The following is a 13,253-nucleotide window of genomic DNA, read 5'->3' as shown; positions in this document are numbered from 1 at the left end:
CCGCCACGGTCTGGACCTGCATGGCCCTGCTGGCAACCAGCGACATGACAGTCCTGGCCACCAGCACTCGAGCCGTGATGGAGATCCTGGCTCGTCGGAACAGGGGACGCTGAGCCGGCTCCGCCCCGCCCGCTCACCGTCGCCCGATACCGCGGTAGCTCCAGCCGGCCGCCTTCCAGGCCTGCGCATCCAGGCAGTTGCGGCCATCGATCACGTAGCGGGTGCGTGCCAGGTCGGCCGCCTGGGCGGGGTCGAGGTCCCGGTACTCGCGCCACTCCGTGCCAATGAGGACGAGGTCCGTGCCCTCCAGGGCCGAGCGTGCGGACAGGGCGACCTCGTACGGGCGGTTCGACCGCTCCGCGAGGATCGGGCCGGCGGCAGGGTCGTGCACGACGACCCGCTTGGCCAGATGTGCCAGTTCCACGGCAAGGTCCAGTGCGGGGGAGTTGCGCATATCGTCACTGTCCGGTTTGAAGGCCGCTCCAAGCACCGTCACCGTGGCTCCGGCCAGGCGGTCGCCCAGGAGCCTCCTCACCGTGCGGATGACACCGGCTCGCATGGTGTCATTCACCTTGTCCACCTCCGCGAGGAAGGTCAGGGCGTCGCCGACGCCGAGCTCGTCGGCGCGGGCCTGGAAGGCGCGGATGTCCTTGGGAAGGCAGCCGCCCCCGAATCCGATGCCGGCGCGCAGGAAACGGCGACCGATGCGATCATCCATGCCGATCGCCTCCGCCAGAGCCGTCACATTGGCGCCTGCGGCGTCGCAGACCTGGGACATGGCGTTGATGAAGGAGATCTTCGTGGCCAGGAAGGCGTTCGCGCTGATCTTGACCAGCTCGGCAGTCGCGTAGTCCATGAGGAGACGCGGGGTGCCAGAGGCCAGGATCTGCTCATAGACCGCGTCCATCGCCTCCTGTGCCTTGGTGGCGGCGCCTGGATCGGCCGGAAGGCCGTAGACCATGCGGTCCGGGCGCAGCGTGTCCTGCACGGCGAAGCCCTCCCTGAGGAACTCAGGATTCCACACCAGCAGCGCTCCGGTCGGCTCGATCGCCTGGGCCAGACGGGAGGCAGTGCCGACGGGCACCGTCGACTTGCCGGCGACTACCTCCGGGGCGCTGGTGCAGTGCCCCAGATGGGGGAGCATGGAGGAGACCGCCGCGTCGACATAGGTCATATCCGCCGCCCCCGACTCTGACTGAGGGGTGCCTACCCCGATGAAATGAATCTGAGCGCCTTCTATAGCGGAGAAGTCCTGAGTAAAGGTCAGACGTCCGGTGTCTACGTTACGAGCCAGCAAGTCCTCTAACTCGGGCTCAAAGAATGGGGCCCGTCCATTACTCAATAGCTCTACCTTGTGAGCGTCAACGTCTACTCCTACCACATCATGTCCCAGCTCCGCCATTGACGCAGCGTGAACAGCACCGAGATATCCGCAACCAATCACTGACAAACGCATGGCAAAAGACTAGGCAGGTACGCAGGGGGTATGTCTACCCCTGCGTCCATAAGGTTCCCTGGTGAATTCCTCAAATATTTCACCAACTATTAGGATGTACTCATCGAATTTTGATTCCGCGCCCATGTGGGCCATGTATATAGAGGCGGTAAGATATACTGCGAACTCAAAATAGACGTTTAAGGGATAACCTTTAAAATCATTGCCGGCGCGTCTATGCGCTGCCGTGCAGGAGTGGATGGCAGGCCGCGTGGGCGGTACTCGGATGGCCGGGGTGAGTGTCCGGCGCGAGTAGGTGTCGCCGTCTCGGCTAGATTAGGGCCGGCCAGGGGCGTCTGAGAGCGCGCCCACCCAGTCCGCCGCGTCGAGTAAAGGATGGCACAGTGCCCGCAGGTGACGACTCCAAGCAGACCACGCCGGGTGCTGCCTTTGGCATTCCCGAGGGCGTCACGGGGGAGGAGGTCGTCGACGCCGTCTTCGGTGGGAGCGGGGTCGACCCCGAGCTGCTGCCCTACCTGGAGGCTGTGGGCTCCCCTGACCCTGCGGACGCAGAGAGTCTGACCGTCTCCGTCTCTGACCTCCAAGAGGCGGGCGCCCAACAGGAGGCGGACGCTGAGGTCCAGGATCGCGAGGACCTTGAGGCCCTGCGCGAGCTCGTCGCCGCCAACATGATCCCCGGTGGCGATCCCGACCGCCTCGAGGAGCTCCTCGCCGAGGTCGACGCTGACGACTCCGATGACTGGGAGTCCTGGGAGCCTCAGCTCCCCGACGTCCCCGAGGACGAGCACCTGCGGGAGCTGGAGGCTGCTGCCCGTGCCGTCGAGGTCTCCGCCCGCATGCGTGAGGTTGAGGCCGAGATCCTCTCCCGTGCGCCTGAGCACCAGGTCCAGCCCTCCCTGGAGCGCGTTGAGGCTGTTCTCGACATCCTGGGCAACCCTGAGCGCACCTACCGCACCGTCCACATCACCGGTACCAACGGCAAGACCTCCACGGCCCGCATGACCGAGCGCCTGCTGGCCGCCGGCGGAATGCGCACCGGTCGCTTCACCTCCCCGCACCTGGCCACCATCCGCGAACGGATCAGCCTCGACGGCGAGCCGATCAGTGAAGAGGGCTTCATTGCGGCCTGGGAGGACGTGGCTCCTTATATCGCCATGGTCGATGAGCGGTCCCAGGCCGAGGGCGGGCCGCGCCTGTCCTTCTTCGAGGTCCTGGCCGTCATGGCCCTGGCCGCATTTGCCGACCATCCCGTCGACGTCGCCATCATCGAGGTGGGCCTGGGCGGGCGCTGGGACGCCACGAACGTCATCGGCTCCGATGTCGCTGTCATCACCCCGATCGGGCGTGATCACGAGCGCTGGCTCGGCTCCTCCATCACCGAGATCGCCCACGAGAAGGCCGGCATCATCAAGGACGGCGCCACCGTCGTCGTCGCCCACCAGGTCCCCGACGCCGCCGCCGAGATCGAGCAGGCCGCAGCCTCGCACCGGGCCGTCGTACGCCGTGAGCGCGACCCGGAGGAGGATCCCACCTCGCCGGAGGCCGGTGTCCTGCGGGTCCTCGACCGCCAGCTCGCCGTTGGCGGTCAGCTCGTCACGCTGGCCACCGCCGCAGCCGTCTACGAGGACGTCTTCGTCCCCCTGCACGGGGAGTACCAGGCCCACAACGCCCTGCTGGCCCTGGCGGCCGCCGAGGCGATCCACGGCGGGCGCCAGCTGCCCGCACGCGTCGTCGAGGACGGATTCGCCTCGGTCACCAGTCCCGGCCGCCTGGAGGTCCTGCGCTCCTCGCCCACGGTCCTGGTCGACGCCGCCCACAACCCCCACGGCATCGAGGCCCTCACGGGCGCCATCGAGGAGGCCTTCGGCTTCCAGCACCTCGTCGCGGTCCTGGGGGTCATGGCGGACAAGGACGCCGAGGGCATCCTGGCGGGACTGGAGCCCGTGACCGACGCCGTCGTGTGCGTTCCCATCGACTCGCCCCGGGCTATGGATGTTGATGACCTGAGCGAGATCGCCCGGGAGGTCTACGGCGCCGACCGTGTCGTCGTGAGCCAGCAGCTCGGCGAGGGCGTGGCTCAGGCCGTCGCCCTGTCCGAGGGGCACGACACCCCGTTGACCACCTCGGGAGTCCTTGTCGTCGGGTCCGTGGTCCTGGCCGCCGAGGCCCGCGCCCTGTTCGGTAGGCCCTGATCCGGCCTGGTTTTCTAGCCCACCTGGTTTCCCTGGGCGTCGTGGACCGTGGTGTTCGATTTGTCGAACGACGTCCCGTTCCAGCTCAGGTCGGCGCTGCCCGTGCCTGAGCCGGTGTGCATTCCGGCGGTGTCCGTGGGGAGCTTCTCGTTGCTCCACTCCACGTGAAGGATGTCGCCCCGTGGTTCCAGTGAAGTGATAACCGGCTCGTAGGATCCGGCGCCACCGATCCTCGACAGGTCGTAGGAGGCGACGAGGCTCAGTTCGTCGTCGTAGAACGCCAGGGAGGGGAAGGCCGCCGATCCGCCGCCGTTGCAGGTCAGTGCCACGGCGGTGGTGGGAGTGCCGTCGAGGAGGTAGGTGGCTGAGGGGTCCTCGATTCTGGCGAATCCCCCGAAGCTCAGAGGGGCCTGTCCGCCGGAGAAGGAAACGGGGCCGCTGGCTGTGCAGGTTGAGGGCAGAGGCAGCGAGGCATTGAGGAGCGTGCTGCGGTCGGGGGCGGTGTCCGCCGGTGCAGGGCTGGGGCCGTCAGTGGCCTGCGTCGACGGAGACGGTGATCCCGGTGCGGTCTGCGTCTGTGCTGCGGACGGCCTCTGCCCGCCCCCGGACGGAGAGGCGGCTGCTGAGTGTGAGGCCGAGGGTGTCTCCTGAGCGGATGGGGTGGATGCGGCTTCGGAGGATGTTGTGCCACTCATGCCGCAGGCGCTGAGTGTCAGGGCGCACAGGAGCGGGAGTGCGGGCAAGGCTCGTCGGGCTCGGGCGGGGAGGTGGTGAGGACGGTGCGGGTGAACGGGCTCACTGCTGCTCACGGGAGACCATCTTTCTTGTGGAGAGAACGGGGATGAGGGCGCTATGTCCAGAGACTTGGGGCGTCGCTTCTGGAAACCAGTCACATGACTTATAGCACAGAAGGACGTATCGACAACTTGTGCACACAAGCGCATACTTGTGTGCACAAGTTGCTCGGGGGTGAGTCCTCCGTTTCCATCCCGCTTCCCACAGGAGCCCCCGCATGTCATTGACGGACAGCGTCGTCTACCAGATCTATCCCAAGTCCTTCCGCGACTCCACCGGCGACGGCGTAGGCGACCTGCGCGGCATCATTGAGAAGGTCGACTACATCGCCTCGCTGGGGGTGGATCATGTCTGGTTCAACCCCTTCTTCCCCTCGCCGGGCCGGGACAATGGCTACGACATCTCCGACTACTGCGCCATCGACCCAGCCATGGGAACCATGGAGGACTTCGAGAACCTTGTCGCCGCCCTGGGTGAGCGCGGCATCGGCGTCATGCTGGACATGGTTCTCAACCACGTCTCCACCGATCATGAGTGGTTCCAACGGGCCCTGGCTGGAGACCCCGCCTACCAGGACTACTTCTACCTGCTGCCGCCCAAGGAGGACGGCTCGCTGCCCACCAACTGGGTCTCCAAGTTCGGCGGCCCCGCCTGGGCGCCTTTCGGTGACACCGGCCTGTACTACCTGTGCCTCTACGACCGCACCCAGGCCGACCTCAACTGGCACAACCCGGCCGTGCGTGCCCAGGCCGCTGGGGTCGTCAACTTCTGGCGCTCCAAGGGTGTCAAGGACTTCCGCTTCGACGTCATCAACGTCATTGGCAAGACCCTGCCGCTTGAGGACGCACCCGCCGACACCGATGACCGCTACATGTACACCGACGGTCCCCTCGTTCATGACTACCTGCGTGAGCTCTCTGCTGCCAGCTTCGGCCAGGACCCCGACGCGATGACCGTCGGCGAGATGTCCTCAACCACCGTCGAGGCCTGTGTCGGCTACTCCAACCCGGCCAATGGTGAGCTGAGCATGGTCTTCAGCTTCCATCACCTCAAGGTCGACTACGCCGACGGCGCCAAGTGGACCCGCATCCCCTACGACTTCGCCGCTCTCAAGCGCATCCTCAACGAGTGGGCCCTGGGTATGCAGGCCGGTGGCGGCTGGAACGCCCTGTTCTGGAACAACCATGACCAGCCTCGCGCCATCGACCGCTTCGCCGATCCCGTGAACTACCACGTCGAGTCCGCGACCATGTTGGCCACTGTCATCCACCTGCTGCGCGGAACGCCTTACGTCTACATGGGCGAGGAGATCGGAATGACCGACCCTGCCTACCTGTCCATCGAGGACTACGTCGATGTCGAGGCCCGCAATGCCTACAAGGAGCTCACGGCCGGCGGCATGGACCCCCAGGAGGCCTTCGCCGTCGTCCACTCCAAGGCCCGCGACAACGCACGCACCCCCATGCAGTGGACCGCCGAGGCCCCCGGCGCCGGATTCACTTCCGGCAGGCCCTGGCTGCGGCCCACCAACCAGGGGGCCGTCAATGTCGAGTGCGAGGAGTCGCGGGGGCGGATCCTGCCCTACTACCGGCGCCTCATCGCCCTGCGTAAGGAGCTGCCCGTTATCTCCCGTGGTACCTACGTTCCCTACCTCATGGAGCACGAGGACGTCCTGGCCTACATTCGCGAGCACGAGGGCAGCCGTCTGCTGGTCCTGTGCAGCTTCAGTGACCATGACGCCGAGGTCCCTGTCCCCGAGGACTTCACCACCGCCCGCATCCTCATCGGCAACTACGACGGCAACGACCTCTCGCGCAGCCCCGGTGAGCTGTCCGTCGTCGCCGACCGTCTTGAGACAGGGGCGCTTCACCTGCGTCCCTACGAGGCCATCGCCCTGCTCGCCTGAGTCGGCTGCCCTCGCCCCCTTTCTTCCTTCTGTCTTCTGCCCGCCCCGGAGAGCTGCCGAGCCGCCCTCCCCGATACACGCCGCACCCATCCGCGCTCCGAAAGGAACCCTCCATGTCCGAACCAGATCAGGACCACGTGGTCCCCGTCTCCGCCCCGATGGCGGGGACGGTCATCGACCTCTCCGACGTCCCCGACCCCGTCTTCTCCTCCAAGGCCGTGGGGGACGGGCTCGGGATCGAGCCCGCCGACGACGGCGCGATCGTCTCCCCGCTGGACGCCACCGTTACCATGGTCGCCGGTACCGGTCACGCCATCGGTTTCAAGAGCGAATCGGGCCTGGAGGTCCTGCTGCACCTCGGCGTCGACACCGTCGAGCTCGAGGGCGCCCCCTTCGACCTGAGCGTCAAGGTCGGCGACACCGTCAAGGCCGGACAGCCCCTGGGCACTATGGATCTTGAAGCCGTCCGCGCCGCGGGCAAGGCAACCACCGCCATCGTGGTCCTGACCAACACGATGACCCACCTGGCCGACCTGACCGTCACCACGGGGAGGACGGAGGCGGGCACCGCCATCGCCACCGCCACGCTCAAGGGCGAGGACGATGACGCAGCTCCCACAGGTGCCTCGAGCACCGAGGTTGATGCCGGTGCTACCGATGGAGCACGCACCGACGGCCTCACCGGCTTCGACGCCACCGCAGCCGACATCATCACCGGTATCGGTGGTTCTGACAACGTCCGCTCCGTCCTGCACTGCATCACCCGCGTGCGCTTCTACCTCAAGGACGAGTCCCTCGCTGACGACGAGGCTGTGGCGGACCTCGATGGCGTCATTGACGTGGTCAAGTCAGGCGGCCAGTACCAGGTGGTCATCGGTCCCGACGTCGTCGACGTCTACGACGCCGTCGTCGCCCAGCTGCCGAACGCGGGGGCCGGCGATCAGGCCGCCGACGTCGAGGTCGTCGAGCGACCCACGACCCTGTGGGGCTGGGTCAAGCTCGGCTTCTCCTCCCTCATCGGTGTCATCACCGGATCGATGATCCCCGTGGTCGGTATGCTGGCGGCCTCCGGAATCCTCAAGGGTCTCCTGGCGCTGCTCGTTCAGTTCAAGGTCGTCACCGAGGCCTCCAACACCTTCCACTTCATCGACGCCATGAGCTCGTCGATGTTCTTCTTCCTGCCGATCATCGTCGGCTTCACCGCGGCCAAGCGTCTGGGGGCCGACCCCATCGTCGTGGCCATCATCGGTGGAGTGCTTTGCTACCCCTCCGTGGTGGACATGTCCAAGAACGCCGACGACGTCATCACCGTGGGGCGTACTGTCTTCAATGCCGACTTCTTCGGCATCCCGGTCTCTTTGCCCGCCGGCAACGCCTACGCCTACTCGATCTTCCCCATCATCGTGGGGGCCTGGCTCGCCTCCAAGATCGAGCCCTGGCTCAAGAAGATGCTGCCGGCCGTCATCCGACCGATCTTCGGGCCGCTCATCGAGATCTTCGTGGTGTCCGCCCTCATTCTGCTGGTCTTCGGTCCCGTCGTCATGCTCGTCTCAGGTGGGATCGCCACCGTCATCAACGCGGTGCTGGGCTTCAACTACACGCTCGCGGGACTGCTCATCGGCGGCTTCTACCAGTGCCTGGTCATCTTCGGTCTGCACTGGGCGGTCATCCCGATCATCTCCTCTGAGCTCGCCAATCCCGGTTACTCCCACCTCAACGCCATCGTCTCGGCCACGATGATCGCCCAGGGCGGTGGCGCCCTGGCCGTTTGGCTCAAGGTGCGTGACGCCCGCATCAAGCGCATGGCTGCCCCTGCCACGATCTCCGCCTTCTGCGGGGTGACCGAACCGGCCATGTACGGCCTCAACCTCAAGTACGGTCGCATCTTCATCACCGCCTCGATCGGCGGTGCCGTCGGCGGGCTGCTCACTGGACTGCTCAACGTCAACATGTGGGGCTTCACCGGAGGCTTCGTCGGCTTCCCGTCCTTCGTCAACCCCAAGGGGATGGACGCCTCCTTCACCGGTTTCTGGATCGCCGGGGTCGCGGCTCTCCTGGTCTCCTTCCTGTGCACCTACTTCTTCGGTTTCAAGCAGGCTGACTTCGACAAGGAGCGCACGGTCAAGAAGGTCCGCCTGGGCAACCGCGAGCCTGTCGCCAAGTAGGACGGTGGCGTACTGGCACCGACGTGCTCAACGAGCCTGTCCTGCCGTTGTCAGTGGAACGGTGGCCCGGCAGCATCCTGAGATGCAGTCGGGCCACCGGCCCGTGTGCGGGTTTTCGCGGAGCGCTCGGAGCTCGTGGCTCTGCCCAGGGCTGTGCTTTCGGCTCAGCGCTCGGCCGGCAGCCGGTGCGCGGTGTCCTGGAAGGCGAAGTCCACGGGGGAGTGGCGCGAGCGTGTGTACTCGAAGAGCACCCCGGCTGAGTCGAAGGTCACCGAGGAGACGACGACGACGCAGTCCATTCCTTCCAGGTGGATGAGCCGGCGGTCCTCGTCCGTGGCCCGCTCCACCGTGATTCGCCGGGTCGCGCTGGCCACCCGCACCCCGAGGACCTCCTCCAGGTAGGCGTAGATCGAGGACTCGACGATCTGCTGGGTCAGTTGAGGAACCACCGAGGTCAGGAAGTAGCTGGTGTCCACGATCAGAGGGACGTCGTCCAGCAGGCGCAGCCGCTTGACTGAGATGATCTCAGCACCCTCGGTCATACCGGAGGCCATAGCCATCTCCGCGTCGACCACACCCTCCTCCAGGGAGATCATGTGGGTGCTCAGAGGGACCTGGTTGCGCGCGGCGGCCTCCTGGAGCGACTCGATCCCTCCGACCAGGAAGGTGGAGGTTGCGCGTGGTCGGGAGATCACCTGGATGCCCCGCCCCTGCATCGTCTGGACGTAGCCCTGGGCCACGAGCAGAGCGAGTGCCTTGCGCACCGTGTTGCGGGTGCACTTGAACTCCTCGGCCAGGGTGTTCTCCGAGGGGAGCAGCTCGAGGAAGCCGTAGGCACCTGATTCGATGCGTCCGCGCAGGGTCTGGAAGATCTGGTTGTACTTGGCCTGGGCCACGGGGCGGCTCCTCTTCCTGAGGCTTGGCGACGATCGGTGGGCGACTGGTGTTGCACCTGAACCTGTGCATACAAGTATCACGTTGTCGGACACCTCCGTGCCACCTTCGGAAACGTGTTCGTTCGTGCTGGTCAAACGCTACTTTCCTGTCCCAACGAGCGAGGTCATCGGGTGCGTGAGAGGATGGAAACGCGAGTGGGCGGTGAGCACCTCGTCGGCCTGCTCCGGCGCGTCCCACGGACGTTCCCGGGATGCGCAGGGACCCATCGGGTCCGCGCAGGGCCCGATCACAGCCACATGGTCGTCCTTCACCCTCGGGTGCATGGCGGTCAGGCCCGGAACCAACACCTGCCAAGACCCGAGAAGGAAGCACCATGTCCTTGGATGCCGCCTGGGCCCTCGACTGGGCTCGTCGCGCCGCCCTGCTGGCCACCGAGAACCGCGCCCAGCTGACCGAGCTGGACCGAGCCATCGGAGACGCCGACCACGGGGACAACCTTGATCGCGGAATGAGGGCCGTGGTCACCAAGCTCGATGCCGCCCAGGAGACCGGAAACCTCCCGGCCACGCCCGGGGGAGTCCTCAAGGTCGTCGCCACCACCCTCATGGCCACCGTCGGAGGTGCCGGGGGCCCGCTGCTGGGCACCGCCTTCCTCAGGGCCGCTCGCTCCAGCGACGCCTCCGCCTGGGGGACTCAGGAGCTGGTCCGGGCTCTGGAGGAGGCCACCTCGGGCCTGGAGGCCAGAGGACATGCCACCAGTGGGGACAAGACCATGGCTGACGCCTGGCGGCCCGCGGCGGTAGCCGCCAAGGAGGCGGCGGAGATCGGAGAGGATGAGATCGGAGTCCTTGCCGCGGCCGCCCAGGCCGCCGCCAAGGGGGCCCGGGACACCGAGCCGCTCCAGGCCCGCCGTGGCCGGGCCTCCTTCCTGGGGGAACGCTCCTGCGGGCACCGCGACCCCGGCGCCCAGTCCTCGGCTCTCATTCTCCAGGCCGCCGCCGACGCCGCCCGCGACCGCTCCTCCGACCCGTTCCTGGTGGTCGAGCAGGCCTGAGTCGGGCACTGCCATGGCCTTGAGGGGGTCAGACCCGTTATGGTCCACTCGGTCCCTCACCAGCCAACCCAGCAAGGAGCTCCCATGGCCACCACGTCCCAGACCGGTCGCATCCTCGTTCTCATCAAGCCCGACGCCGTCGAGCGCCGTCTGACCGGCGAGATCCTGCGCCGTATCGAGGCCAAGGGCTATGTGCTGACGGCCCTGAAGGTTCTCGCCCCCACCGAGGAGATCCTTGCCGAGCACTACGCCGAGCACGTGGACAAGCCCTTCTACCCCGGCGTCGTGGAGTACATGACCTCCGGCAACGTGGTGGCCGCGGTTGCCGAGGGGCAACGCGTCGTCGAGGGCGTGCGCAGCCTCATGGGTCCCACCGACCCCACCACGGCCGCCCCCGGCACCATCCGCGGCGACCTGGGGCGCGACTGGGGCACCCCTGCCATCCTCAACCTCGTCCACGGCTCGGACAGCGATGAGTCCGCAGCCCGTGAGATCGCCATCTGGTTCCCCGAGCTGGCCGACTGAACCCTGACACGACGACGGTGCGCCTCCCGCACGGGGAGGCGCACCGTCGTCGTAGGAGGAATCGTGGTCAGGCCCGCTCCGCCCTCCTGAGGACCTCCTTGAGCGGCACTCGGGCGCCGGTGCGGGTGACGGCCCGGGTGTAGATCGCGGCCGCCCCGCGTACCAGCAGCGGCAGGAAGACGAGCGCGATCCCCAGAGCGATCGCCTGCTCGGTCCAGGAGGAGACTCCGAGCACCAGGCGCGCCGGCATCATGAAGGGCGCGAAGGGCGGCAGGAAGGACAGGACCCGGAAGGTCATGCTGTTGGTGTCCCCGGTGGCCATCAAGAAGCTCAGAACGTAGGGGATCATCGAGAGCATGACCAGGGGCATGCTCACTGAGCTGACGTCCTCCTGCCGGCTCACGAGTGAGGCCGCGGCACCGAAGGCGACTGCGAAGATCGCGTAGCCCACGATCATCCACACGATCATCGCGACGAGCACACTGTCCAGGTTGAGACTGATGTCCGGCATGACTCCCGTCGCCTTCGCGGTGACGACCCCGGCGACGGCGACGACTCCGGTGGTCAGGACCGAGGCGATGCCGATCCCCAGGATCTTGCCGGCCAGCAGCGAGCTGGGTCGCACGCAGGCCAGGAGGATCTCCACGATCCGGCTCGACTTCTCCTCCACCACTCCCTGGGCGATGAACTGACCGCCGCCCATGATGGCGAACAGCAGCAGGACGTCGATCGTCATGAGGATGGCGTAGCGCGAGCCGAAGTCGGCGGAATCGCGCTGGGGAGCGTTGAGTACCGTGACCTCCGGCTTGGCGGCGCTGAGCTGAGAGGCCACCTGAGCGGGGTCCCCACCCAGTGTTGCGATCTGCCGGCCCAGGGCCGCCTGCTGGAGGAAGGCCGTGACCCCTGAGACGACCGCGTCGTCGGCCGACTTCTCCACAGTGATGGTGGGGGCGGAGCCGGAGACGTCGAGGACCATGTCCGCGTGCGGCGTGCCTTGAGGGGCGTCGTCGGCCAGGACGTCCTTCGCCTGGTGCGCGGAGACGTCAACGAGCTCGATCGTCTCCCCGTTGGAGGCGGCCACCTTGTCCAGCCCTGCGGCCTGGGCAACCGTCACGCCCTTGAGTCCGACCCGGTAGGCCTGATCCTGACCCGAGGAGTAGAGCTTGATACCGATGATGCTGCCGATGGCGGCGACGAGCAGCACCAGGGTCAGGATGATGGTCGACTTCTTCATCAGGTGCGCCCGCAGCTCGCGGCCGGTGACCAGGGCGATCTCCTGATGGCGAGTGATGGGGCTGGTCTGGGCGCTCATCGGTGCGCCTCCTTCGTCTTGTTGGTGTCTGTGGTCCCCTGGTGGGAGGTAGCGGTGAGGACATCCCGGAAGATCTCGGTAAGCGGGTGGCGCACCGGGCCGAGCTCGCGCACCGTCCCCAGTCGCTGGGCAGTGCTCAGCAGTGCCTGCTCATCAGTGCCCGCGGCGGTGATGACCAGACGGCCCTGGTCATCGAGCTGCACGTCCGGCGTGGTCAGCGTGCTCAGGGAGTCCGCCTCCAGCGGGGCGGCGTCGAGCGGTGGCTCGACGACCACTCGCCAGCGGGGCGTCTCGGTGGCCTGCAGCTCGGGAACCGTGCCGTCGGCCACGAGCCGGCCTGAGCGGATGATGACCACCCGGTCGCACAGGCGCTCGACGACGTCGAGCTGGTGGGAGGAGAAGAGCGTGGGCACACCCGCGGCCGCCCGTTCCAGGAGCACCTGGCTCATGACGTCAACGGCCACCGGGTCCAGGCCGGAGAAGGGCTCATCGAGGATGAGCAGCTCGGGGTCGCTCACGAGTGCGGCGGCCAGCTGGACGCGCTGCTGGTTGCCCAGCGACAGGCTCTGCACCTCGTCGCCGCGTCGTTCCTCCAGGCCCAGGCGCTCGGTCCACTGGTTCGCGGCCGCCTTGGCGGAGGAGGCGGACAGCCCGTGGAGGCGGGCCAGGTAGACGAGCTGCTCGGCCACCTTCATCCGGGGGTAGAGGCCGCGTTCCTCGGGCATGTAACCGATGGCTCGCCGGGTGGCGGCGTCCACGGGGGAGCCCTTCCAGGTCACAGTGCCGCAGTCGGCGGCGAGCACGCCCATGACGATGCGCATCGTGGTGGACTTGCCAGCCCCGTTGGCTCCGACGAAGCCGACGATCTCGCCGGCTTCCAGCGACAGGGAGAGGCGGTCGAGGGCCTGCAGGCTCCCGAAGCGTTTGGAGAGGTTGGACAGGGTGAGCATC

10 protein-coding genes are annotated in these 13,253 nt (G+C 67.0%); 5 read left to right on the top strand and 5 right to left on the bottom strand.

Annotation, left to right across the window (positions count from 1 at the left end):
• Nucleotides 1-133: 133 nt before the first annotated feature.
• The gene (locus BKH33_RS12500) at nucleotides 134-1,456 is read right to left on the bottom strand and encodes a UDP-glucose dehydrogenase family protein (RefSeq protein ID WP_043540052.1); all 1,323 of its coding nucleotides are present in this window, start codon (nucleotides 1,454-1,456) and stop codon (nucleotides 134-136) included.
• Nucleotides 1,457-1,839: 383 nt separating this feature from the next.
• Here BKH33_RS12500 and BKH33_RS12495 point away from each other — a divergent pair, with 383 nt between their 5' ends.
• Nucleotides 1,840-3,648: a bifunctional folylpolyglutamate synthase/dihydrofolate synthase gene (locus BKH33_RS12495; RefSeq protein ID WP_003785995.1), complete on the top strand. Its 1,809-nt coding sequence runs from the start codon at nucleotides 1,840-1,842 to the stop codon at nucleotides 3,646-3,648.
• A gap of 14 nt (nucleotides 3,649-3,662) precedes the next feature.
• Here the strand turns inward: BKH33_RS12495 and BKH33_RS13765 are convergent, their stop codons facing one another.
• Nucleotides 3,663-4,343: a hypothetical protein gene (locus BKH33_RS13765; RefSeq protein WP_143229071.1), complete on the bottom strand. Its 681-nt coding sequence runs from the start codon at nucleotides 4,341-4,343 to the stop codon at nucleotides 3,663-3,665.
• 317 nt (nucleotides 4,344-4,660) lie between these two features.
• On the opposite strand from BKH33_RS13765, the gene BKH33_RS12480 reads away from it, so the two are divergent.
• Together BKH33_RS12480 and BKH33_RS12475 are read left to right on the top strand one after the other, a co-directional pair.
• Nucleotides 4,661-6,349: an alpha,alpha-phosphotrehalase gene (locus BKH33_RS12480; protein WP_003785989.1), complete on the top strand. Its 1,689-nt coding sequence runs from the start codon at nucleotides 4,661-4,663 to the stop codon at nucleotides 6,347-6,349.
• Nucleotides 6,350-6,462: 113 nt separating this feature from the next.
• A complete protein-coding gene (locus BKH33_RS12475) occupies nucleotides 6,463-8,514 on the top strand; it encodes a PTS sugar transporter subunit IIABC (RefSeq protein ID WP_003785975.1) in 2,052 nt (683 codons plus the stop codon).
• Between the two features lie 164 nt (nucleotides 8,515-8,678).
• Here the strand turns inward: BKH33_RS12475 and BKH33_RS12470 are convergent, their stop codons facing one another.
• Complete coding sequence (locus BKH33_RS12470; RefSeq protein ID WP_003785976.1) at nucleotides 8,679-9,410, bottom strand: UTRA domain-containing protein; 732 nt, start codon at nucleotides 9,408-9,410, stop codon at nucleotides 8,679-8,681.
• A 374-nt stretch (nucleotides 9,411-9,784) separates the two neighbouring features.
• On the opposite strand from BKH33_RS12470, the gene dhaL reads away from it, so the two are divergent.
• Together dhaL and ndk are read left to right on the top strand one after the other, a co-directional pair.
• Nucleotides 9,785-10,465, top strand: a complete 681-nt coding sequence (gene dhaL, locus BKH33_RS12460) for a dihydroxyacetone kinase subunit DhaL (RefSeq protein WP_003785985.1) — start codon at nucleotides 9,785-9,787, stop codon at nucleotides 10,463-10,465.
• 84 nt (nucleotides 10,466-10,549) lie between these two features.
• Nucleotides 10,550-10,990: a nucleoside-diphosphate kinase gene (gene ndk, locus BKH33_RS12455; RefSeq protein WP_003785997.1), complete on the top strand. Its 441-nt coding sequence runs from the start codon at nucleotides 10,550-10,552 to the stop codon at nucleotides 10,988-10,990.
• 67 nt (nucleotides 10,991-11,057) lie between these two features.
• Here the strand turns inward: ndk and BKH33_RS12450 are convergent, their stop codons facing one another.
• The gene (locus BKH33_RS12450; RefSeq protein WP_003785978.1) at nucleotides 11,058-12,302 is read right to left on the bottom strand and encodes an ABC transporter permease; all 1,245 of its coding nucleotides are present in this window, start codon (nucleotides 12,300-12,302) and stop codon (nucleotides 11,058-11,060) included.
• Nucleotides 12,299-13,252, bottom strand: a complete 954-nt coding sequence (locus BKH33_RS12445; protein ID WP_003785993.1) for an ABC transporter ATP-binding protein — start codon at nucleotides 13,250-13,252, stop codon at nucleotides 12,299-12,301. Before BKH33_RS12445 ends, BKH33_RS12450 begins: the two co-directional genes overlap by 4 nt.
• Nucleotide 13,253 lies beyond the last annotated feature (1 nt).

It is taken from the genome of Actinomyces naeslundii, from assembly GCF_001956585.1.
Lineage (GTDB): Bacteria > Actinomycetota > Actinomycetes > Actinomycetales > Actinomycetaceae > Actinomyces > Actinomyces naeslundii.
The sequence above is the reverse complement of the archived record's forward strand: the minus strand, read 5'-3'. Positions and strand labels throughout refer to the sequence as shown.